The sequence below is a fragment of the Bacillus cereus group sp. RP32 genome (genome assembly GCF_040459735.1).
Taxonomy (GTDB): domain Bacteria; phylum Bacillota; class Bacilli; order Bacillales; family Bacillaceae_G; genus Bacillus_A; species Bacillus_A wiedmannii.
Genome location: NZ_JARVHO010000001.1, coordinates 986,036 through 1,008,029 on the forward strand (window position 1 = coordinate 986,036; position 21,994 = coordinate 1,008,029).

Below are 21,994 nucleotides of genomic sequence, written 5' to 3' on the forward strand. Positions count from 1 at the left end.
GTCGAATTGAATCGGTGGGGTGAACTTTAGTGGAAGAAAAAAAGCAACAAAATGTAACAATAAAAGGGACAAAAGACGGAATAACGCTTCATTTAGATGATTGTTGTTCATTCTCTGAATTACTGGAGGAACTGGATGAAAAGCTTTCTACACATTACTATGATGGTGATGGGCGCTCTTTAATTGAAGTGCATGTGAAAGTGGGAAATCGTTATTTAACAGAAATCCAACAAGAAGAGATTCGTACGTTAATTCGTAATAAAAAGAATCTTGTTGTGGATTCAATTGAAAGTGATGTTATAACGAAAGCAGAAGCAATAGCTTGGAAAGAAGAAACAGAAATTGTCCCTATTTCCAAAATTGTTCGCTCTGGACAAGTTTTACATGTAAAAGGAAATTTATTGTTAATTGGAGATGTTAATCCAGGCGGAACGGTTATCGCTGGGGGGAATATTTTTGTCGTAGGATCATTAAGAGGAATTGCGCATGCTGGGTATTATGGGGATTCGGATGCTGTAATCGCTGCATCTGATATGAACCCGATGCAACTTCGAATTAGTGATGTGGCAATGCGGGCTCCGGAAGAGAAAGAAGACGGAGCGGAGGCGGCAGAATGTGCGTATATTAATGAGAACAATCACATTGTTGTCGATCGACTGCAACTTCTCACTCATCTTAGACCTAATTTAACAAAGTTAGAAAGGGGAATTGTATAGCTGTGGGAGAGGCAATAGTAATTACATCTGGAAAAGGCGGAGTAGGTAAAACTACAACGTCTGCGAACATTGGTACAGCCCTGGCGTTATCTGGAAAGAAAGTGTGCTTAATTGACACAGATATCGGTCTTCGAAACTTAGACGTAGTAATGGGGCTGGAAAATCGTATTGTATTTGATCTTGTTGATGTCGTTGAAGGGCGTTGCCGTTTACCTCAGGCGCTTATTAAAGATAAGCGTTTTGATGATCTTTATTTATTACCTGCAGCACAAACGAGTGATAAATCAGCGGTAACACCTGAACAAATGGATGAATTAATACAAGTATTACGTCAAGATTATGATTACATATTAATTGATTGTCCTGCGGGGATTGAGCAGGGATTTAAAAATGCGGTAGCTGGTGCGGATAAAGCAATCGTTGTTACGACGCCAGAAGTATCCTCAATGCGCGATGCGGATCGTATTATCGGGCTTTTAGAAAAAGAGGATATTGAACCACCAAAACTTGTTATTAATCGTGTGCGTAGTCATATGCTTCATGAGCAGGATATGTTAGATGTTGATGAAATCGTACGTACATTGTCAATCGAGCTTCTTGGTGTTGTCGAGGATGATGATGAAGTTATTCGTGCTACAAATACAGGTGAACCTGTAGCGTTGCAACCGAGCGGAAAAGCAGCGTTAGCTTATCGTAATATTGCAAGACGCTTGTTGGGTGAGAATGTACCATTGCAAGCATTTGGACAAGAAAAGGTATCGGTATTTACAAAGGTGAAAAACTTCTTTGGAATCCGTTAAAAGCACTTCGCACATATGCGAAGTGCTTTCTTTTTTCTTCACACGAATATCTTCCTTTCTTAGCTCATACATATGTACAAACTGTATACAACTGTTTCTATTTAAATTAGCTTAACGAAAGAAAGGAGACAGTATGAAGAATAGACGTGTAGAAGAAATTAAAAAACGAATTGCGAAAAGGAAGGCAGAGCAAGAAAGGATGGAGGAAGAGCAGTATTTTGCTGGAGGGAATTTTGATAGTGAAACAGTATTTATTGAAGAAGGAGAAAAGGAAATTCATCCTTTATTTCGAAAAGAAGTATTTTTCTTCAAATTTTTGTTATCAGCAATATTAGTTCTTTCTGTCGCTATTTTATATAAGAATGCACCCTCTTCTTTCGACGGTGCTAAAGCTGTTACAGAAAAAGTGATGAAAGAAGAATTTCAGTTTGCTACTGTAGCGAAATGGTACGAAAAGCAGTTTGGAAAACCGCTCGTATTTTATTCACCTACTGAGAAAAAAGAAGGAACTATTCAGCAAAAAGATTATGCGATCCCTGCTTCTGGAAAGGTAATGCAAGGGTTTCAAAAAAATGGCCAAGGTGTATTTGTTCAAACAGCTACAAATGCAACTGTTGAGTCAGTGAATGAAGGGCTAGTTGTTTTTGCAGGCAAGAAAGAGGAACTTGGTAATACGGTTCAAATTCAGCATGCAGATGGAACAGAATCGTGGTATGCGAATTTAAATGACATGACAGTGAAATTATATGATTACGTTTCAAAGAAACAAAAAATTGGAACGGTGAATAATGATGCAAATAATAAAAATGGTAAGTTTTATTTCGCGATAAAAAAGAATGAAAAATTTATTGACCCGATTCAGGTGATTTCATTTGATTAAATATAGAGAAGTTTTAACGAAGATTTCAGTGCATCCGTTGTTTTGGATTATTATTGTCATTGGTATTTTTACGGCCCGTTTTAAAGAGTTACTACTGTTATTTTGTATCGTTCTTATCCATGAACTTGGGCATGCCTTTGCGGCGGCACACTACAATTGGCGTATTAAAAAGATTCAACTTTTACCGTTTGGTGGTGTGGCTGAGCTTGAGGAACACGGGAATAAGTCATTGAAAGAGGAACTTGTTGTTGTAATTGCAGGGCCTATACAACATATTTGGATGATGGTGGTAGGTTATATAGTGTTTGAAGCTGGTTGGCTGGGTGCGGATTTATATTATTTCTTTATATGGAATAATATAATTATTTTAGCATTTAATTTACTACCTATTTGGCCGCTTGACGGTGGAAAAGTATTGTTTAACGTATTATCATATCGTTTTCCTTATTTACAAGCACATGAAAAGATGATGAAATTATCATGTGTTTTTTTTAGTGTAATACTAGTGTGGCAGTTACTTTGGAATAGTAACAATATTATGATGTGGGTACTACTCATATTTTTAGCGGTGTCGTTATATCAAGAGTGGAAACAAAGACATTATGCCTTTATGCGTTTTTTATTGGAACGTTATTATGGGAACAAAAGAGGAATTGAAAAGATTGCACCTATTGAAGTGCAATCAGAAGATCATTTATATAAGATATTCACAAAATTTCGTAGAGGGTATAAGCACTCTATTATCGTCCATGGAAAATATAAAGAACATTACACATTGGATGAAAATGAATTACTCTATGCGTATTTTACTGAAAAACGAACAACTTCATCTGTTGAAGAATTAATCGGTTAGTGTTGACGATAGCACTAACCTTTTATTATTGTAAAAGCAAAGAAGATTATAAAGTGAGGAAAGAATTTTGAAAACGTTATATATGAACTATGCAGGATCGGAAAAACGCGTTGCAATTGAAGAGAAGAAAAAAATTGTTGAGTTTTTATGGAAACGAAATGAAGAACAAGAGATTGTTGGGCATATTTATGTTGGACGTATCGTAAGAACGATTGCTGGAATGAACGCAGCTTTTGTAAACATCGGTTTAGAAAAACATGCGTACCTTTCATACGATGATGTACCATCTTCTTATCGTATACATGAAGGGCAAGCGGTACTCGTGCAAGTTGTGAAAGAGGCAATTGATACGAAAGGGCCGAAATTGACAGCAAACATAGAATTTACCGGGAAATATGTCGTTTATATGCCATATGATGAAATGCGTGCGGTTTCTCGAAAAATAAAAAATAATAAAAGAAGGCAACAGCTACTCCAAATTGAGGTAGAAGGGACAGGAGGTTATATTTTCCGCTCTGCTTCTGAAAAAGGAGAAATTGAAGAAATACAAGCTGAAATGCAAAGGTTACAGCAGTTATATGAAGAGCTAAAAAGAAAAGAGGGCCAAGGAAAGGCACCGTTACTACTTCATCGACCGGCGACCTTTTTAGATCGTGTATTCCAAGAGAATCCGATTGAAACGATTGAAAAAGTAGTTGTAGATACAAGAAGTATAGTAAAAGAATTAGAAGAAAAGGTCGGAAAAGAAAAAGTATCTTTTTATAATGAAAAATCTTCAATGTTTAACCATTTTGGAATAGAGCGTGAGATCGAGAAAGCACTTCAAAAAATTGTGTGGCTCCCGAATGGTGCTTATTTAATTGTGGAACAAATGGAGACGATGACTGTAATTGATGTGAATACGGGCAAGTTTACTGGAAAACAGAATTTACAAGATACAGTCTTTCGTACAAATGAAGTGGCAGCTGAAGAGATTGCACGTCAATTAAGACTGCGTGATATCGGTGGTATGATATTAATTGATTTTATTAATATGAAAAGAAGAGAAGATAAAGAAAAGGTAAGAGAATGTCTGATGGCTGCTATGCAAAATGATCGCACATATACAAGAGTGCTCGGTTTTACAGAGTTAGGGATTTTGGAGATGACACGTAAACGTAAGAAACATTCTTTACGCGACGTATTACTAGAAGAGTGTGTACCTTGCAAAGCGACGGGGTATGTAATGTCATATGAAACAATTGCGTATGAGTTAGAGAGAGAGCTAATCACATATGGAAATATAGAGGATGAGGCAGTATTAATTGCTGCACCTAAAAATTTGCAAAAACAATTTTTGCAAAAAGAATTACAAAAAAATATTCCATTTGAAATTTATTTCAAAGATGATATGATCGAAAAGTACGCAATTATTCGTTTTGGAAGTAAAACAGAAATTGTAGAACGGAAAAAATAGTTAACAGAACATTTATTGACAACCGTCTATGATTCATGATAACATCTTTATGTTATAGTTTATAGCACCTAAACGGCTATATGCTACAACCGCACAAGACAGGTTCCCTAAAGACATTTATGTCTACCTCGTTTTTGGCGAGTCTTAGTAATTAAGAGGAGGTGCAAGTATGTACGCAATTATCGAAACAGGTGGAAAACAAATTAAAGTTGAAGCTGGTCAAGCAATCTACATTGAAAAATTAGATGTTGAAGCTGGTGAAACTGTTACTTTTGACAAAGTTCTTTTCGTTGGTGGCGAAAACGTTAAAGTTGGTAGCCCAGTTGTAGAAGGTGCAACAGTTACTGCGAAAGTTGAAAAACAAGGTCGCGCTAAGAAAATCATCGTTTTCAAATACAAAGCGAAAAAGAACAATCGTAAGAAACAAGGTCATCGTCAACCTTACACTAAGCTAGTTGTTGAAGCTATCAACGCTTAATCCAGGTTAACATGATTAAAATTACGATAAGTCGCACGAAATTAGGAAGTATCCAATCATTTAAAATGACTGGACATGCCGATTATGCGCCACATGGACAAGATCTTGTCTGTGCTGGAACTACAGCGGTTGTGTTTGGTTCTATAAATGCAGTGGAAGAACTTTGTAATGTGCAGGCAACTATTGAACTCGGAAGTGATGGCGGATTCTTAACGTATGAATTGCCTAATGATTTAGACGTTCATACAGCAGAAAAAGCACAAACGCTTTTAGAAGGATTGGTTGTTTCGCTTAAGACGATCGAACTTGATTACGGAAAGTATATCCGTTTAATAGAAAAAGTGCAGGAGGTGTAACGTATGTTAAGATTAGATCTTCAGTTTTTCGCATCTAAGAAAGGTGTAGGTAGTACAAAGAACGGTCGTGACTCTCAGTCAAAACGTCTTGGTGCTAAACGCGCAGATGGTCAAACGGTTTCAGGTGGTTCAATTCTTTACCGTCAACGCGGTACAAAAATTTATCCAGGTGTTAACGTTGGTCGTGGTGGCGATGACACTTTATACGCGAAAGTTGACGGCGTAGTACGCTTTGAGCGTCTTGGCCGTGACCGCAAACAAGTGAGCGTATATCCTGTTGCTCAAGAAGCATAAGAACTCACGGAAAACTCTAACCTGAGTGCAGGTTAGAGTTTTTCTATATTAAGGGGTATCTAAATGAATGAAAAATGGACAATTATAGATGCATTGCGTCATTCAAGACATGATTGGCTCAATCGTATGCAGATGGTGAAAGGAAACCTTTCCCTTGGAAAAGTGGAAGAGATTCATAGTCTCATCGATCGTTTTGTCCAAGAAGCGAGACAAGAATCCAATCTGATAGGGCTATCAATGCCTTTATTTTCAGAGTGGATTTTAACATATAATTGGAAACAGCAGCCGTGCTTATTGGAGTACGAAGTATTAGGGAAATTACATAACTTATCTCACTTAGATGAGACTGTATGTATATGGACGAATCAATTTTTCTCAATACTTCAGCATAGTTTAGACGTATATGTTGAAAATTATGTTTGTATCACAATTGAATGTGACGCGGAGAATGCTCGTTTCTTTTTTGATTTTCGTGGTAAGCTAACGAGTGTAGAAGAACTACAGAATTGGCTTGCGAACCAAAACAATAAATGGTATTCCATTTCTTATACAGTACGAGACGAAGAAGTCTCAGTTATATTACAACCAATCGAAAAAAGTGTGGTGAAATAATGTTTGTAGATCAGGTCAAGATATATGTAAAAGGCGGCGACGGTGGTAACGGAATGGTTGCGTATCGTCGTGAGAAGTATGTACCTAAAGGTGGCCCAGCAGGTGGCGACGGTGGTAAAGGTGCAGATGTTGTTTTTGTTGTTGAGGAAGGCTTACGTACATTAATGGACTTCCGCTACCAACGTCATTTCAAAGCTGATCGTGGTCAGCATGGAATGAGTAAAGGTCAGCATGGTCGTAAATCTGAAGATTTAATCGTAAAGGTTCCACCGGGAACAATAGTAAAAGATGAAAAAACAGGTGAAATTCTTGCCGATTTAGTAACGCATGGACAAACAGCTGTAATCGCAAAGGGTGGCCGCGGTGGTCGTGGTAACTCACGTTTCGCAACACCGACGAACCCAGCGCCAGAAATCGCTGAGAACGGTGAACCAGGTCAAGAACGTGATGTCACGCTAGAACTTAAAGTGCTAGCAGATGTTGGACTTGTTGGATTCCCAAGTGTAGGTAAATCTACATTATTATCTGTTGTATCATCAGCGCGTCCGAAAATTGCAGAGTATCACTTTACAACAATCGTTCCGAATCTTGGTGTTGTTGAAACTGGTGATAACCGCAGCTTCGTTATGGCTGACCTTCCTGGACTAATTGAAGGTGCACATGCCGGCGTCGGACTTGGACACCAATTCTTACGTCATATTGAGCGTACACGTGTAATCGTGCACGTTATCGATATGTCTGGTTTAGAAGGCCGTGAGCCATATGAAGATTATGTAACAATCAATAGTGAACTAAAAGAATACAATATGCGTTTAACTGAGCGTCCACAAGTTGTTGTTGCAAACAAAATGGATATGCCAGGTGCAGAAGAAAACTTACAAGCATTTAAAGAAAAATTGGGAGACGAAGTGAAAATTTTCCCAATCTCAGCTGTAACGAAACAAGGTGTTCGTGACTTACTATTTGAAGTAGCGAACTTATTAGAAACAACACCAGAATTCCCAATGTACGATGATGTAGAAGAATCTGAAGCAAGTGTAATGTACAAATTTGAATCTGAATCTAATTTTGAAATTACACGCGAAAGTGATGGCACATTTGTTATTTCTGGTTATGATATTGAGAAAACATTCAAAATGACAGACTTCTCACGTGATGAATCTGTACGCCGATTTGCTCGTCAAATGCGTGGAATGGGTATTGATGAAGCCCTTCGTGCACGTGGTGCAGTAGACGGAGATATTGTAAAAATTCTTGAATATCAATTTGAATTTATCGATTAAGACTGCCGAAATATGGCAGTCTTTTTTTATTGTAAATGTCTGATTTGTATAGGAAAAAATACCCACTAATTAAATTTTCAATTTATAATAGAACAAGGAGTGGCTTTGGAAGAATTTTTTATGGGGAGAAAACGAACATGTATAAAATATTAATTGTAGAAGACGATGAAAAAATAGCGGGAATATTAGAGGAGCATTTAGAAAGATATGGCTATCAGTCATTTAGAGCAAGTGATTTACGTCATATAAAAGATGAGTTCGTGAAAATAAATCCTCATCTCGTATTACTGGATATTAATTTACCATATTTTGATGGTTTTTATTGGTGTCGTCAAATTCGTACTGTATCGAATGCGCCGATTATTTTTGTTTCTGCAAGAACAGGGGAAATGGATCAAGTAATGGCGATCGAGAATGGCGGAGATGATTACATTACGAAGCCATTCCATTTAGATATTGTAATGGCTAAGGTGAAAAGTGCACTTCGCCGTGGCTATGGTGAGTATGCCTCTGTTGCTGAGAGTGATTGTTTAGGTGTAAATGGACTGTTGTTATTTCCGTCCCAGCACATTGTTGAGTGGCAGGGGCAACAAACGGAGCTGACAAAAAATGAATTTTACTTATTAGAATGTTTAATGAAACAAGCAAATCAATATGTAACGCGTGAAGAACTGTTAGAAGCCCTGTGGGACGAGGTAGCTTTTGTTGATGATAATACATTAACCGTAAATGTAAAACGCGTAAGGAAGAAACTAGAGGAGCTAGGCATTCAAAATGCAATTGTAACGAAACGCGGATATGGTTATGCGCTTCTTACAGAGTGGGGCGAAGGGCATGAAGGTTAAAAATTACCTCATGGACCGTTTTTCTTTACTTCTTTCTTATATTATTAGCCTTTGTTTATTTGGGCTCGTTTTGCAGTTGCAAAGTCTTTTAGAAAAAAGATCCATTGATTGGAGTACGTGGTTATATGGGCTTTTATTAGGGACAGCTGTATTTACTGTATACCTCATTTACGATTATCGAAAACGAAGTGTATTTTTAAAAAGAATCGAAAAATATGTTGCTAGCGGAAATACATTACACGACTCTTTACTTATTGATACTTCTTATACGTCAGAGCAAGAGATGGTTGTTGAATCGTTTACGCTATTAAGACAGCAATATATGAATGAAGTTCATAAACAACATGCGAAAGAACAACAGCAAATGATATTTATGAACCAATGGATTCATCAAATGAAAACACCAGTATCGGTTATAGAATTGCTATTACAAAAGTTTGGTAAAGAGCATCGTGAAGCAAGAGCAACAGTTGAAAGTATTCGTGAAGAAAATAACCGCATACTAAATGGTTTAGATTTAGCGTTACATATGGCAAGGTTAGAGCAGTTTGCGAAAGATTATAAAGTAGAAGTAGTAAATGTGATAGATATCATTAGGGGTATTATTAATGAAAATAGAAAATCTTTCATTCAATCGTCTGTATTTCCGAAAGTGATGTTTGAGGAAGATACTTGTATGGTTGCATCTGATAGAAAATGGCTCAGTATTGCTATAGGTCAAATTGTTGTAAATGCAATTAAGTATACAAAAATTTCAGAAGCAGAGAAAAAGGAAATCCAATTTCAAATTGAAGAGAAAGATCAAAAAGTGTTACTACATATTATGGACAATGGAATCGGTATTCCAGAGCAAGATGTAAAGCGTATATTTGATCCATTTTTTACGGGGATAAATGGCCGTAAAACGAGAGAAGCGACTGGAATGGGTTTATATATTACGAAGGAAATTTGCGATAATTTACATCATGGAATGTATGTGCAATCGGCTGAAGGGGAAGGGACAACATTCACGTTCCAATTTGCAAAAGATGAAGAATATCATACATTAATGAGAAAAATGACAAAACTGTAAGATAACAAAACGTTTTGTAAGGGAAATCACTCGTTTCTTTTTCTTATTTTTCTTATAGTAAGTGTAAGAAGAAAACACATAGGGGGACTAGAAATGAGTGTTCTTGAAGTAAAAGGATTAACAAAAGTGTACCAATCAAAAGGTTCAGTAGCGACGACTGCTTTAAACGATATAAATTTTAAAATAGAAGAAGGCGAATTTGTAGGAATTATGGGGCCTTCAGGGAGCGGGAAAACAACGCTTTTAAACTTATTAGCAACAATTGATAAGCAAACTTCAGGTCATGTGCTTGTAAATGGTGAAGAAATTAATCAAATGCGTGCTGCAAAATTAGCGGAGTTTCGTCGTACACATTTAGGATTCATCTTCCAGGATTTTAACTTACTTGATACGTTATCGATTAAAGAAAATATCATTTTACCACTTGTAATGGCGAAGAAATCTGTAAATGAAATCGATGCGAAAGTGCTTGAGATTGCAAAGTTTTTAAACATCGAAGAAATTTTAAATAAAAAAGTATATGAAGTGTCAGGCGGACAACAACAACGTGCAGCAGCAGCGAGAGCGATCATTCATGAACCTACGCTAATTTTAGCGGATGAGCCAACTGGAAACTTAGATTCGAAGTCAGCAAAATCATTAATGAGTGCGTTGCAAGATTTACATGAACAAAAGAAAGTGACAATTGCAATGGTAACACATGATCCAGTAGCGGCGAGTTATTGCGAACGTATTCTTTTCATTCGCGACGGAGAAATTTTCTCAGAAATACATAAAGGAAGAACGAAACAAGCCTTTTTCCAAGAAATTCTGGACGTACTTGCGATGCTAGGAGGAGAATATCATGAACTTTCGCCAGCTCGCGCTTAATAACGTAAAAGGAAATTGGCGTAATTATAAAGCTTTCCTTATTAGTAGCTGTTTATCGATTGTCGTATTTTTCATGTATGCTTCCTTTATTTATCATCCAGATGTCGTAAGTGGTAATATTAGTATGAGGGAGATGATCTCAAAAGGGCTAGAATCGATGAATTATATTGTAGTCATCTTCTCAGCACTCTTTATTTTATATGCAAATTCAACATTTTTACGAGCAAGAAAAAAAGAGTTTGGTCTATTAACATTAATAGGCGGAACAAAATCTCAACTTGGCCGAATGATTATATTAGAACAGCTTATGTTAGGTAGTATTGCAATTGTAGTAGGTATTGGGCTTGGTATGCTTTGTTCGAAATTATTTTTCCAAGCATTAAGCGTAATATTGAAAATAGATAAAACACTTCCACTCGTATGGAATAGTAAAGCAATTCTTATTACAGCAGGTGTATACTTTATTCTATTTTTAATCCTATCATTGTTTAGCGTTTGGACGGTAGGACGCTTGCAAATTATTGATTTATTAAGAGAAGCAAGAAAACAAAAAGTAGAACCTTTTGCATTTACATCGTTATGTGTAGTTGGTATAGGATGTATTATTGTTGCATATGTACTTAGCTTCCAAGTGACATTTATGAATTTTATCATTCTGTTTTTACCGATTGTAGGGCTGACGATAGGCGGAACTTATTTACTGTTTACACAAGGTAGTACAGTCGTATTAAAGGCGTTACAAAAACGAAAAAAATCTTTTTATACATATCCAAATATGTTCGTACTTAGCAATCTTATTTATAAAATGAAAGATAATGCTCGTTTTCTATTTGTAATTTCTATTATTACGGCGGTTGTATCTTCGGCAGTTGGTACACTGTACGTATTTTTTGAGGATATGAGTTATAAGGCAGCAACTAGTACCCCGCATGCTATTTCGTACGAGGAAAAGGGAATAAATACGCATAATGTCATAAAAGAAGGAAAAGCAAAAGAATTAATAAAAAAACACGGATTTGAAGATGCGCGAGAAGTAACGTACGTAAAACTTCCTGGAAGTCAAAAAATCACGATGTTTAACGGTGAACATGAAGTGCCGATGGCGATTGTTTCAGAAAAAGAATATAACGCTGAAGTACGTAAACAAAAGAGAGAGCAAGTTAGAGAAGTTCATAATGCACCAGGTAGTGCAACGATGGTCATAATGGACATAGCGAACGACATGATGAAGATAGATCGTTCAAAACCGTATGAATTTAAAATGAACGGCCAAACGCAGTCTGTTCAATTAAATGAGCCAACTCTATTTTCTGTTTTTAATGATAGTGAATATCTCATTGTGAATGATCAAGATTTTGAGAAATACGCAAAGCTCGTACCAGATGAAGAAAAGACGAAATATTACGGTTATTATATAGAAGACTGGAAAAGTACGGAAGACCTTGTGTTAGATTTGAAAAATGAAATTGCACCAGATAAGCAAGGAGAATTGAGAAATTCAGTGTTTGCTTATAAAGATATAAGAGAAGGTGGAGCAATTACAATGTTTATCGGTTTCTTTGTAGCGGTACTGTTCTTCTTCTTCGCTTGTAGTATGACATACTTTAAGTGGTTTAATGATAAAGAGCAAGATCGTATTCAATTTAAATCGTTAAAGAGAATCGGTATGACAGATAAAGAAATTCGCAAAATTGCAATTCGACAAATGGGCGTTATCTTCTTTATCCCAATTTTAATTGGTGCCATTCATAGTGGATTTGCTCTTCATACGTTAGGAAAAATGCTTTATCTCGATTTATGGAAATCAGGTGCGATTGTAATTGGAACATATGTTGTAGCTTCTGCGATTTACTTTATAATCGCGCAAAGAGGATATTTGAAACATGTGCAAAGCTAGAGAAACCTCTAGCTTTTTGCCTATGTAGTAAGTTATAGGGGGACGATAGATGAACATTCGGCAACTAGCACTGCAAAATATAAAAGGAAATTGGCGTAATTATAAAGTGTTTTTCTTAAGTAGTTGTTTTGCAATATTTGCGTCTTTTGCATACATGTCTGTCATTGTACATCCGTATATGCAGGAGACGATGTGGTATCAAAACGTACGCTGGGGACTTATTATATGTAATGTTATAATCATTTCTTTTTTCGTCATATTTATTTTGTACGCTACTTCTATTTTCATAGAAGCGCGTAAGAAAGAATTAGGGTTATATATATTAATGGGAGCAACGAAGTCTAACGTAATAGGAGTGATTATGACCGAGCAAATATTGATCGGGGTATTTGCTAATGTTTTCGGTATTGGGCTTGGTATGATCTTTTTAAAGCTCTTCTTCATGGTGTTTAGTATGTTACTGGGGCTTCCGAAAGAACTCCCTGTCATATTTGACGTGAGAGCAATTGGGGGAACGTTTATTGCGTATATGGTCATATTTGTTGTTTTATCATTTATAAGTGCTTTACGTATATGGGATATAAAAATCATTCGGTTATTGAAAGAATTTCGAACAGATAAAAAAGAGAAGAAAACATCAATGTGGCTTTGTATATTCGGCTTTATTTGTTTAGGGATAGGATATGCGTTAGCGTTACAAGCGACGATGCCAACGATAGCGTTCTATTTTTTTCCTGTGTCTATACTTGTCTTTTTCGGAACGTATTTTTCTTTTACACACGGAACTGCTCAAATATTAGAAATAATAAAACGAAATAAAAAGATTATGTACACATATCCGTATTTATTTATAGTGAATCAATTGTCACATCGAATGAAGGAAAATGGTCGTTTTTTCTTTCTAATGTCAATGGCAACGACGTTTGTAGTTACGGCAACAGGTACGGTGTTCTTATATTTTTCTGGTATGCAAGATATGTGGAGGGACGGGGACGTGCACTCATTTTCTTACATAGAAAAAGGTACTTCTTCTCACGAAGTCTTTGCGGAAGGCACGGTTGAACAATTATTGCACCAATATGGGTATGATGACTTTCAATCTATGAGTTTTGTTGGAGTGTATGCATCTTTTCAGTCCAATAAGGAAGAAACAGAAGTAGCGCCGCTCATTAAAGAAAGTGAATACAATCAAGAGGCAAGAAGACAAAAACAGAAAACGTATCACCCTAAAAAAGGTGCAGTGACACTCGTTTATTATAATAAATACAATAATTCGAATGTATATAATCAAAAAGAGATTCAATTGCAAGTAACGAATCAACCATATCAATTCGTATTTAACGGTCAGAAAGAAGGGGTTCAATTTAACCATCATCCTTCGAACATTAATGGTCTGTTCTTCGTCATGCATGATGAAGACTTTGACAGTATAGCAAATAAGGTTCCTGATTCTGAAAAAATGATATATAGAGGCTATACATTACCAAATATCGAAAATACGAAAGAATTAAATGAAGATTTACGGAAACATATGAAACAAGATAAAGATAATGCATTTCGAAGTAATATGGAGTTATATGTGAATATGAAATCGTTCGGTGATATTACTCTATTTATAGGATCATTCATTAGTATATTATTCTTTCTTACTTCATGTAGTATCGTATATTTTAAATGGTTTCATAATATTGCATCTGATCGAAAGCAGTACGGGGCACTTGCTAAGCTTGGAATGACGAAGGAAGAAGTGTGGAAAATTTCTCGTTGGCAATTATGTATGCTATTTTTTGCGCCAATTCTAGTTGGGAGTATGCATAGTGCAGTTGCGTTATATACGTTTCATAATACGCTTTTTATGGATGGTTCATTAAGAAAAGTAGGTTTGTTTATTCTGTATTATATCGCTGCATGCATCATGTATTTCTTTTTCGCTCAAAGAGAATATAGGAAACATTTAGACTAGCGAATGCTAGTTTTTTTAAAATATTCGAAATTTACATAGAAGAATATAAAAAAGTATGGTATAACAGTAAGAAAACGAAAAAGAGGGGAAAAGACGATGATTCGAGTAGGATATTTAGGACCAGAAGCAACATTTACAAATATGGCGGTGAGTCGTTTTTTTCCGGAAGCAGAGCATGTACCGTATCGAACGATTCCAGATTGTATTGATGCAGCTGCAAATGGAAATGTAGATTATGCAGTGGTACCACTAGAAAATGCGATAGAAGGTTCAGTGAATATAACAGTTGATTACCTCGTACATGAGCAACCACTTTCTATTGTAGGAGAAATTACAGTACCAATTCAGCAACATTTACTTGTACATCCGCAGTATGCAGAAGTTTGGGAAGAAGTATATGCAGTGCACTCTCATCCACACGCTATTGCACAATGTCATAAGTTTTTAAATGAAGAATTAAAAGGGGTAACCGTCCGAGATATGACATCAACAAGTGCAGCTGCGCAATATGTGAAAGAACATCCTGAAGAAAAAATCGCTGCCATTGCAAATGAAGCGGCCGCAGAAAAATACGGTTTAACAATTGTAAGGCGTGATATTCATACGCACAAAAACAATCATACACGCTTCCTAGTGCTCCATAAGAAAAAGAAAGCCATACTCCCAAATAACGGAGAAAACCGCGGAGAGAAAACGACGCTTATGATAACGTTACCTGCTGATTATGCAGGGGCACTATATCAAGTGTTATCAGCTTTCGCATGGAGAAAATTAAATCTATCAAAAATCGAATCTCGTCCGATGAAAACAGGACTAGGAAATTACTTTTTCTTAATTGATGTCGATAAAGCATACGATGATGTATTATTGCCAGGCGTAACGATGGAACTTGAAGCGCTCGGTTTTTCTGTTACTGTGCTGGGGAGTTATTCTTCTTATTGGTTGTAAGAGAGGTGGATGAACTGTCGACATTTCCCTTCTAATTGCTGGTATAATTTCATCGGATAATACATTTTGTGATAGATAAATAGAATCCCACCTATAAATGGTGGGATTCTATTTATTTTAACTTCGCAAGACGATCCTCTAACTGCCCACGCCAAATATCGGCTAGTTCTGGAACAGCAAGAATCTTTTCGATGCCATCTTTATCTTTTCTATTATGAAAATAAATTTCGTTAGAGAACAAAACAGAAACATTGCGCGGTTGACGTTCTAGTAATGTAATTTTAGAATCTTTACGTACAGTACCTTCTTGAAGAACGCGACATAGATAACCAGTAAATCCAGTTGCTACAATGCGCGGCAGTATGCCAGGAATACCAAGGCGTTTTGAAATTGTGCTACAAGGTACTCTCGCTTGTGTCACTTGAATGATTGCTTCACCTAGTTGATATGTATCTCCGATGCAAACATCACGCTCTAACATATTTGTTACGGTAATGTTTTCGCCAAATGTGGAAGCTGGAAGCGTAGTTTGAAATTCTTCTTCCCATAGTGCGTAATGTTCGTGTGGGTACACACAAACTGCGCGGTCAGGTCCCCCGTGGTGTTTTAAATCCGCTACATCATCACCACGAAATCCATCTTTTGAGAGAAAAGCTTCTTCTGCAAGTTCTTTACATATACCAGTAATCATTTCTTTATCTTCGCTATATTTCATTTGTTTTGGTTTGCCAATGCTAAAGTGAACGAGTTCAATTCCCATGTTTGATCCCCTTTACAATTGATTACAATATTATATCACTAAAAAAGCACAGAGAATGATAAAAACTCTGTGCTTTACATGAATTAATAAACGAGAAATCCTGCTTTATCTAGTGCCTCGCAAGCAGCGTCTAATTTCTCTTTTGAATCTGCCTCAATTGTATGTAAGTGAATACCATCTGTTAGTTGCGAAAGATAGGAAGCATTCGTGTTTTCAATTTTTTGTAAATATTGCTCTACATCAAAGCGATTACTTACCATGATGGACGCTGTTAAGTCACCGTATACAGGATGCTCAACTTTTACATCTTTAATCGTAACGCCGTGATCAACAAGCATTGTAAGTTCTTGACGTACTTCCGCTGGTTTATGTTGGCATACAATTACGCGTTCGAAAGCTTGTTGTTTCTCTTGTGGTTTTAAATATAAATACCCTTGAGCAGTCGCAATAATCGGTTCGTTTCGTGCTTTAAGCAAGGAAATATCTTGCACGATAACTTGTCTACTTACATTTGTCTTTTTCGATAGTTCATTCCCAGATAACGGTTCATTTGCAGCGAGAAGCCATTGAAGGATGAGCTGTCGTCTTTCTTCACCTAAAATCTTTTTTTGGTCATTTTGTTTCATTATGATTTAACACCTCTATAAAATTGATTTCCAATTGTGTGTAGTGCATGAATAGTAGTATCAATTTGATCTTTCGTTGTTTGTTGTCCGAAAGAGAAGCGAACATATTGTTTTGCCTCTTCATACGTTTTTCCAATTGCAAGCATTGTTTTCGAAGGTTCTTGTTTACCGACTTGGCAAGCACTTCCGGTGGAAATGGCAATACCATGGCGATTACATTCTAGCATTGTATATTGACCTTCTATTCCTTTTATTGTAACCCCAACAATATGTGGTAAACAAGAAGTAGAATGACCTTCTACTTGAATTTCTAGAGAAAGCGCTTGTAAATGTCTTAAAAAGTAGGATCGTAACTCTTTAAAACGTAAGCTCTCTTCTTGTTGATTTTTTAATATATTCTCAGCAGCTGTTAAAAAAGATGCGATGCCAGGAACATTCACTGTACCTGGGCGAAATCCTTTTTCGTGAGAAGTTCCCGGAAATATTTGTGCCCAGCGAACTTGGGGATTTATATAGCAAGCGCCAACACCCTTTGGTCCGTATATTTTATGTGCTGAAACAGAGAGACTATCAATTCCCATCTCAAAAACATTGATAGGAAGTTTACCAAATGTTTGTACACAATCTGAATGAAATAAAACGTTATATTTTTTTAAAAGTGCCCCGATCTCTGTGATGTTTTGAACGGTTCCGATTTCAGAGTTTCCATGCTGTATGCTTGCTAGAACAGTATTTTCTGTAATGGCTGTTTCTAAATCATCTAAATGAATTAGCCCGCCTTCATCAACAGGAATTTCAGTAATTGTATACCCTTCTGATTGTAAGGATTGAAAATAACTTCGAATGGATGCATGTTCCATAGGTGTCGTAATAATGTGCTTTTTATTTCGAGCATTGAGAAGGGATTGAATCGCAAGGTAGTTGGATTCCGAGCCGCCGCTTGTGAAGAATACCCCTTGTTCCTTTCCGCCAATCATTTCAGCAAATGTTTTTCGGCAAACTTGTAATAAAGAAGAGGCTGTTCCTCCAATATCATGTAAACTTTGTTCATTTCCGAAGTATTGCGATGCTGCTTTCATATATGTGTGTAATGCTTCTTCACTCATAGGTGTAGTAGCTGCATAGTCAAGATATATCATCATGTAAGTTCCTCTCCCTAGTAAGAGTTACATTTCTTGTATTTTTTAAATGGTAGTGAAAATAAGAATTATAAAAAAACTCTTGTCATTATTTTAAAACTATGTAAATATAGGTGTCAAGACAGTTGAAAAGTGTAAAGTAGGAGGCAACAATTATGCCAAGTGCAGATGTCTTAATTATTGGAAGTGGCGTTGCGGCACTTCGTGTTGCGAAAGAGATTTGTCACGAAAAGAATGTGATTATTATCACAAAGGAAACAAATCGTAATAATAATACATATTTAGCGCAAGGTGGAATTGCCGCAGCAGTTGCAACATATGACAATCCAAATGATCATTTTGAAGATACGTTAGTAGCAGGATGTCATTATAACAATGAAGATGTGGTCCGTTATTTAGTCGAGGAAGGACCGAAAGAAATGAATAATCTCATTGAAAATGGAATGAAATTTGATGGAGATGAAACGGGTCCTCATCTTGGAAAAGAAGGCGCACATCGAAAGCGTCGTATTTTACATGCAGGTGGCGATGCAACAGGAAAGAATTTATTAGAGCATTTCATTCAAGAAGTAGCTCCGCACGTTACCGTAGTGGAACAGGAAATGGTGCTCGATTTTATTATAGAAAATGATAAATGTGTTGGAGTTTTAACAAGAACTAGTGAAGGGAAGTTGAAGCGTTACGTTGCAGATTATACGGTGTTAGCAACAGGTGGGATTGGCGGTTTATACGCCTTTACTTCTAACGATAAGACAATTACGGGTGATGGACTTGCGATGGTGTACCGCGCAGGCGGGGAGCTCGTAGATTTAGAGTTTGTACAGTTTCATCCAACAATGTTATACGCGAACGGGCGATGCTGTGGCCTCGTCTCTGAAGCTGTCCGTGGTGAAGGAGCTGTCCTTATGAATGGAAAAGGGCAGCGTTTTATGATGAATATACACCCTGATCACGATCTTGCACCACGTGATGTAGTAGCAAGAGCGATTCATGAGCAGCTTTTGGCGGGTGAACAAGTGTATTTAAATATCGAGTCTATCCAAAATTTCGAAGGACGTTTTCCGACGGTATCATCATTGTGTAAAAAGAATGGTGTCGATATAAATGAAAAACGCATTCCAGTCGTACCCGGTGCTCATTTTCATATGGGCGGCGTGAAAACGAACTGTGATGGGGAGACGTCCATTCCAAATTTATATGCGGTCGGTGAAGTAGCTTGTAATGGTGTTCATGGAGCAAATAGATTAGCAAGTAATTCATTATTAGAAGGTCTTGTGTTTGGAAAAAGAATAGGACAACATATTTTAACGAAAGCGACAAAAGAAAGCTGGAACAACGTGGCTGGGAAGGAAAAGAAGTTTATCGTTCTGAATCATTTGCCGGCGAAAGAAGAAATACAAGAATGCATGATGAAATATGTTGGGATTGTGCGAACAGAGAAAAGTTTATCTTATGCAAAGAGATGGCTTAGTAAGTACGGTGTTCGAAATATGATATTACAACATGATGCTCTTACAAATGAAGAGATAACGCTTATTAATATGTTAACAGCCTGTGAGCTTATAGTCGTGTCAGCTTTGCAAAGAGAAGAAAGTATTGGTGGCCATTATCGAAGTGACTATCCAGATAGAAATAGAGTAAAAAAAGAGATCGTTCGAGTGAAAAGAAAACTACAACTTGTGTGATGAAGGGAAGAGGGGCTCTATGAACACGATAAAAGTGAAAGAAGCATTAAATCGATTTTTTCTAGAAGATATAGGAGAAAGAGATGTAACATCTCAGCTTATTTTTCCAGACAATTTACTTTCAAAAGGAACGTTTCTTGCGAAGGGTACAGGTGTCTTTGCGGGGCGTTTAGTAATTGAAGAAGGATTTAAATTAATTGATGAAAAAATTGAAGTGGAGCTTCATAAAAAAGATGGAGATCTTGTAGAAAAGGGCGAAATAATAGCAATTGCGCAAGGACCAATTGCTTCGTTATTGACGGCAGAGCGCGTTATATTAAACGTTATCCAGCGTATGAGCGGGATAACTACGATGACACATAAAGCTGTTCTTGCTTTAGATAGCGGCCATACACGTATTTGCGATACGCGAAAAACGATGCCAGGGCTACGCATGTTTGATAAGTATGCAGTCGTGTGCGGAGGCGGATTTAATCACCGTTTCGGTTTATATGACGGTGTCATGATTAAAGACAATCATATTGCTTTTGCTGGTTCTATTACGAAAGCTGTTACATCGGTGAAAGAAAAATTAGGACATATGGTGAAAGTAGAAGTGGAAACAGAAACGGAGGAGCAAGTGAGAGAGGCTGTAGCTGCTGGTGCAGATATTATTATGTTTGATAACCGTACGCCAGATGAGATCCGGGAGTTTTCAAAGATTGTACCAAGTGCCATCGTTACGGAAGCATCAGGAGGCATTACAATTGAAGATTTATCGAAATATGGAAAAACAGGGGTCGATTATATTTCACTTGGAGCGTTAACACATTCAGTGAAAGCACTTGATATTAGTTTCAATATTGAGGCGTAAGGAAAGTGGCTTAGAGGGGGAGAAAGGAATATGAGTATTTTAGAAAAAGTGCAACCGATTGAAACGATGTTACCAGAGCGTTATTACACGATGACAACAGAAGAAATGGAAAAGCGTGTTCGTGAAATTAAAGCAAAAATGGGGAAAACACTATTTATTCCAGGACATCATTACCAAAAAGATGAAGTGGTACAATTTTCTGATGCAGCAGGAGATTCACTTCAGCTTGCACAAGTTGCAGCGAGCAATAAAGAAGCGAAATATATTGTATTTTGCGGTGTACACTTTATGGCAGAAACAGCAGATATGTTAACGACAGATGATCAAATCGTTATTTTGCCAGATATGCGTGCAGGTTGTTCAATGGCAGATATGGCAGATATTGAACAAACAGAAAGGGCATGGAAAGAGCTCGCAAAATTATTTGGAGATACGATGATTCCGTTAACATATGTTAACTCTACAGCTGCAATTAAAGCGTTTTGTGGTCGTAATGGCGGAGCAACAGTAACTTCTTCTAATGCAAAACAAATGGTGTCTTGGGCGTTTACACAAAAAGAGCGTCTTGTCTTTTTACCGGATCAACATTTAGGAAGAAATACAGCTTACGATTTAGGTATCCCATTAGATAAAATGGCAGTATGGGACCCACATACAGATTCATTAGAGTACGATGGAGATATAGAAGGAATTCAAGTGATTTTATGGAAAGGGCATTGTTCGGTTCATCAAAACTTTACAGTGAAAAACATTGAGAACGTACGGAAAAATCATCCGGATATGAATATTATTGTACATCCAGAATGTTGCTATGAGGTCGTTGATGCTTCGGATTACGCAGGATCAACGAAATATATTATTGATATGATTGAAGCAGCGCCACCTGGAAGTAAATGGGCAATTGGTACAGAGATGAATTTAGTGAACCGAATTATTCAGCAACATCCAGATAAAGAGATTGTTTCACTTAATCCATTTATGTGTCCGTGTTTAACGATGAACCGAATTGATCTGCCACACTTATTATGGGTGCTTGAAACGGTAGAAAGAGGAGAAGAAATTAACGTTATTAGCGTAGATAAACAAGTGACTGAAGAAGCGGTTCTTGCATTAAATCGTATGTTAGAGCGTGTGTAAAGCAACGGTATTTCTGTTGCTTTTTTTCATGTATATAATCATAACGAGAACGAAATGGGCATACATTGTTTTGAAGAAATCATTGCGATTTTCTTATGCTTATTCCACTTCTAATGATATTGAAAATCGAAGAAGTGATACAAGTGAAAAGAAGTTAGCGTTATTTAGAAAGGGTTACTTCAGGAGATTTGTTACTTATAGATAAGTTATACAGGAGGGGGAAAATTTGAAAATTCATATCGTGCAAAAAGGGGATACCCTTTGGAAAATTGCGAAAAAGTACGGAGTGGATTTTGATACGTTGAAAAATACAAATACACAACTTAGTAATCCAGATTTAATCATGCCAGGTATGAAAATTAAAGTACCATCAAACAGCGTTCACGTGAAACAACATGCTGGAGCAGGTTCATCACCTCCAAAACAATACGTAAAAGAAGTACAACAAAAAGAATTTGCAGCAACGCCAAC

Annotated in this window: 22 protein-coding genes, 1 pseudogene and 1 other annotated feature; of the genes and pseudogenes, 20 read left to right on the plus strand and 3 right to left on the minus strand. The window is 36.9% G+C overall.

Features of this window, described 5'->3' with window-relative positions; translation table 11 throughout:
* Positions 1-29: 29 nt before the first annotated feature.
* From minC to pheA, 16 genes are all read left to right on the plus strand, one after another.
* Positions 30-716 carry a septum site-determining protein MinC gene (gene minC, locus QCI46_RS05095; protein WP_353839734.1) on the plus strand — a complete coding sequence of 229 codons (687 nt, stop codon included), beginning with the start codon at positions 30-32 and terminating at the stop codon, positions 714-716.
* Positions 717-718: 2 nt separating this feature from the next.
* Positions 719-1,516 (plus strand): septum site-determining protein MinD, encoded by a 798-nt coding sequence (gene minD, locus QCI46_RS05100; RefSeq protein WP_064474693.1) that lies wholly within the window; start codon positions 719-721, stop codon positions 1,514-1,516.
* A gap of 133 nt (positions 1,517-1,649) precedes the next feature.
* Positions 1,650-2,396: a stage IV sporulation protein SpoIVFA gene (spoIVFA, locus tag QCI46_RS05105; protein ID WP_088064478.1), complete on the plus strand. Its 747-nt coding sequence runs from the start codon at positions 1,650-1,652 to the stop codon at positions 2,394-2,396.
* Positions 2,389-3,249 carry a stage IV sporulation intramembrane metalloprotease SpoIVFB gene (gene spoIVFB, locus QCI46_RS05110; RefSeq protein WP_353839735.1) on the plus strand — a complete coding sequence of 287 codons (861 nt, stop codon included), beginning with the start codon at positions 2,389-2,391 and terminating at the stop codon, positions 3,247-3,249. Before spoIVFA ends, spoIVFB begins: the two co-directional genes overlap by 8 nt.
* A 67-nt stretch (positions 3,250-3,316) precedes the next feature.
* On the plus strand, positions 3,317-4,705 hold the full coding sequence (locus QCI46_RS05115; protein WP_353839736.1) for an Rne/Rng family ribonuclease: 1,389 nt from the start codon (positions 3,317-3,319) through the stop codon (positions 4,703-4,705).
* A gap of 77 nt (positions 4,706-4,782) precedes the next feature.
* Positions 4,783-4,860: a sequence feature (ribosomal protein L21 leader region), on the plus strand.
* A 14-nt stretch (positions 4,861-4,874) separates the two neighbouring features.
* Positions 4,875-5,183 (plus strand): 50S ribosomal protein L21, encoded by a 309-nt coding sequence (gene rplU / locus QCI46_RS05120; protein WP_000270907.1) that lies wholly within the window; start codon positions 4,875-4,877, stop codon positions 5,181-5,183.
* A gap of 11 nt (positions 5,184-5,194) precedes the next feature.
* Entirely contained in the window at positions 5,195-5,539 is a 345-nt protein-coding gene (locus QCI46_RS05125) for a ribosomal-processing cysteine protease Prp (protein WP_002001054.1), read from the plus strand.
* 3 nt (positions 5,540-5,542) lie between these two features.
* Entirely contained in the window at positions 5,543-5,833 is a 291-nt protein-coding gene (rpmA, locus tag QCI46_RS05130; protein WP_000944957.1) for a 50S ribosomal protein L27, read from the plus strand.
* A gap of 63 nt (positions 5,834-5,896) precedes the next feature.
* Positions 5,897-6,445 (plus strand): sporulation initiation phosphotransferase B, encoded by a 549-nt coding sequence (locus tag QCI46_RS05135; RefSeq protein WP_001003578.1) that lies wholly within the window; start codon positions 5,897-5,899, stop codon positions 6,443-6,445.
* A complete protein-coding gene (obgE, locus tag QCI46_RS05140) occupies positions 6,445-7,728 on the plus strand; it encodes a GTPase ObgE (RefSeq protein WP_000497119.1) in 1,284 nt (427 codons plus the stop codon). The genes QCI46_RS05135 and obgE overlap by 1 nt, the downstream gene beginning before the upstream one ends.
* A 137-nt stretch (positions 7,729-7,865) precedes the next feature.
* Positions 7,866-8,573 (plus strand): response regulator transcription factor, encoded by a 708-nt coding sequence (locus QCI46_RS05145; RefSeq protein WP_000276710.1) that lies wholly within the window; start codon positions 7,866-7,868, stop codon positions 8,571-8,573.
* Positions 8,563-9,645: a HAMP domain-containing histidine kinase gene (locus tag QCI46_RS05150; protein WP_353839737.1), complete on the plus strand. Its 1,083-nt coding sequence runs from the start codon at positions 8,563-8,565 to the stop codon at positions 9,643-9,645. The genes QCI46_RS05145 and QCI46_RS05150 overlap by 11 nt, the downstream gene beginning before the upstream one ends.
* 93 nt (positions 9,646-9,738) lie before the next feature.
* Positions 9,739-10,515, plus strand: coding sequence for an ABC transporter ATP-binding protein (locus tag QCI46_RS05155; protein WP_000114530.1), 777 nt, complete (start codon positions 9,739-9,741; stop codon positions 10,513-10,515).
* Positions 10,490-12,412, plus strand: a complete 1,923-nt coding sequence (locus tag QCI46_RS05160; protein ID WP_353839738.1) for an ABC transporter permease — start codon at positions 10,490-10,492, stop codon at positions 12,410-12,412. Before QCI46_RS05155 ends, QCI46_RS05160 begins: the two co-directional genes overlap by 26 nt.
* Positions 12,413-12,461: 49 nt before the next feature.
* On the plus strand, positions 12,462-14,375 hold the full coding sequence (locus QCI46_RS05165) for an FtsX-like permease family protein (RefSeq protein WP_353839739.1): 1,914 nt from the start codon (positions 12,462-12,464) through the stop codon (positions 14,373-14,375).
* 96 nt (positions 14,376-14,471) lie between these two features.
* Positions 14,472-15,323, plus strand: a complete 852-nt coding sequence (gene pheA / locus QCI46_RS05170) for a prephenate dehydratase (protein ID WP_088113736.1) — start codon at positions 14,472-14,474, stop codon at positions 15,321-15,323.
* Positions 15,324-15,435: 112 nt separating this feature from the next.
* Here pheA and QCI46_RS05175 read toward each other — a convergent pair whose 3' ends face one another.
* The 3 genes from QCI46_RS05175 to QCI46_RS05185 form a co-directional block, all read right to left on the minus strand.
* A complete protein-coding gene (locus QCI46_RS05175) occupies positions 15,436-16,083 on the minus strand; it encodes an MOSC domain-containing protein (RefSeq protein WP_048541383.1) in 648 nt (215 codons plus the stop codon).
* 83 nt (positions 16,084-16,166) lie between these two features.
* The gene (locus QCI46_RS05180) at positions 16,167-16,709 is read right to left on the minus strand and encodes a transcription repressor NadR (protein WP_000812240.1); all 543 of its coding nucleotides are present in this window, start codon (positions 16,707-16,709) and stop codon (positions 16,167-16,169) included.
* Positions 16,709-17,851: an IscS subfamily cysteine desulfurase gene (locus QCI46_RS05185; protein WP_353839740.1), complete on the minus strand. Its 1,143-nt coding sequence runs from the start codon at positions 17,849-17,851 to the stop codon at positions 16,709-16,711. The genes QCI46_RS05180 and QCI46_RS05185 overlap by 1 nt, the downstream gene beginning before the upstream one ends.
* Before the next feature lie 152 nt (positions 17,852-18,003).
* Here QCI46_RS05185 and nadB point away from each other — a divergent pair, with 152 nt between their 5' ends.
* The 4 genes and pseudogenes from nadB to safA all read left to right on the plus strand — a co-directional run.
* Positions 18,004-19,533 (plus strand): L-aspartate oxidase, encoded by a 1,530-nt coding sequence (nadB, locus tag QCI46_RS05190; RefSeq protein ID WP_353839741.1) that lies wholly within the window; start codon positions 18,004-18,006, stop codon positions 19,531-19,533.
* 19 nt (positions 19,534-19,552) lie between these two features.
* Positions 19,553-20,386, plus strand: a complete 834-nt coding sequence (gene nadC, locus QCI46_RS05195; protein WP_353839742.1) for a carboxylating nicotinate-nucleotide diphosphorylase — start codon at positions 19,553-19,555, stop codon at positions 20,384-20,386.
* Positions 20,387-20,416: 30 nt separating this feature from the next.
* Entirely contained in the window at positions 20,417-21,523 is a 1,107-nt protein-coding gene (nadA, locus tag QCI46_RS05200) for a quinolinate synthase NadA (protein WP_098089346.1), read from the plus strand.
* 226 nt (positions 21,524-21,749) lie between these two features.
* Positions 21,750-21,906: pseudogene (gene safA / locus QCI46_RS29865) on the plus strand (SafA/ExsA family spore coat assembly protein); the annotation flags it as partial.
* Positions 21,907-21,994: the final 88 nt, after the last annotated feature.

Coding starts and splice junctions, on each gene's coding strand:
- spoIVFA (WP_088064478.1), top strand. CDS start 1,650: ATGAAGAATAGACGTGTAGAAGAAATTAAAAAACGAATTGCGAAAAGG.
- QCI46_RS05150 (WP_353839737.1), top strand. CDS start 8,563: ATGAAGGTTAAAAATTACCTCATGGACCGTTTTTCTTTACTTCTTTCT.
- QCI46_RS05125 (WP_002001054.1), top strand. CDS start 5,195: ATGATTAAAATTACGATAAGTCGCACGAAATTAGGAAGTATCCAATCA.
- QCI46_RS05180 (WP_000812240.1), bottom strand. CDS start 16,709: ATGAAACAAAATGACCAAAAAAAGATTTTAGGTGAAGAAAGACGACAG.
- nadA (WP_098089346.1), top strand. CDS start 20,417: ATGAGTATTTTAGAAAAAGTGCAACCGATTGAAACGATGTTACCAGAG.
- nadB (WP_353839741.1), top strand. CDS start 18,004: ATGCCAAGTGCAGATGTCTTAATTATTGGAAGTGGCGTTGCGGCACTT.
- pheA (WP_088113736.1), top strand. CDS start 14,472: ATGATTCGAGTAGGATATTTAGGACCAGAAGCAACATTTACAAATATG.
- QCI46_RS05160 (WP_353839738.1), top strand. CDS start 10,490: ATGAACTTTCGCCAGCTCGCGCTTAATAACGTAAAAGGAAATTGGCGT.
- rpmA (WP_000944957.1), top strand. CDS start 5,543: ATGTTAAGATTAGATCTTCAGTTTTTCGCATCTAAGAAAGGTGTAGGT.
- QCI46_RS05185 (WP_353839740.1), bottom strand. CDS start 17,851: ATGATGATATATCTTGACTATGCAGCTACTACACCTATGAGTGAAGAA.
- QCI46_RS05145 (WP_000276710.1), top strand. CDS start 7,866: ATGTATAAAATATTAATTGTAGAAGACGATGAAAAAATAGCGGGAATA.
- rplU (WP_000270907.1), top strand. CDS start 4,875: ATGTACGCAATTATCGAAACAGGTGGAAAACAAATTAAAGTTGAAGCT.
- QCI46_RS05175 (WP_048541383.1), bottom strand. CDS start 16,083: ATGGGAATTGAACTCGTTCACTTTAGCATTGGCAAACCAAAACAAATG.
- nadC (WP_353839742.1), top strand. CDS start 19,553: ATGAACACGATAAAAGTGAAAGAAGCATTAAATCGATTTTTTCTAGAA.
- QCI46_RS05155 (WP_000114530.1), top strand. CDS start 9,739: ATGAGTGTTCTTGAAGTAAAAGGATTAACAAAAGTGTACCAATCAAAA.
- QCI46_RS05165 (WP_353839739.1), top strand. CDS start 12,462: ATGAACATTCGGCAACTAGCACTGCAAAATATAAAAGGAAATTGGCGT.
- QCI46_RS05135 (WP_001003578.1), top strand. CDS start 5,897: ATGAATGAAAAATGGACAATTATAGATGCATTGCGTCATTCAAGACAT.
- obgE (WP_000497119.1), top strand. CDS start 6,445: ATGTTTGTAGATCAGGTCAAGATATATGTAAAAGGCGGCGACGGTGGT.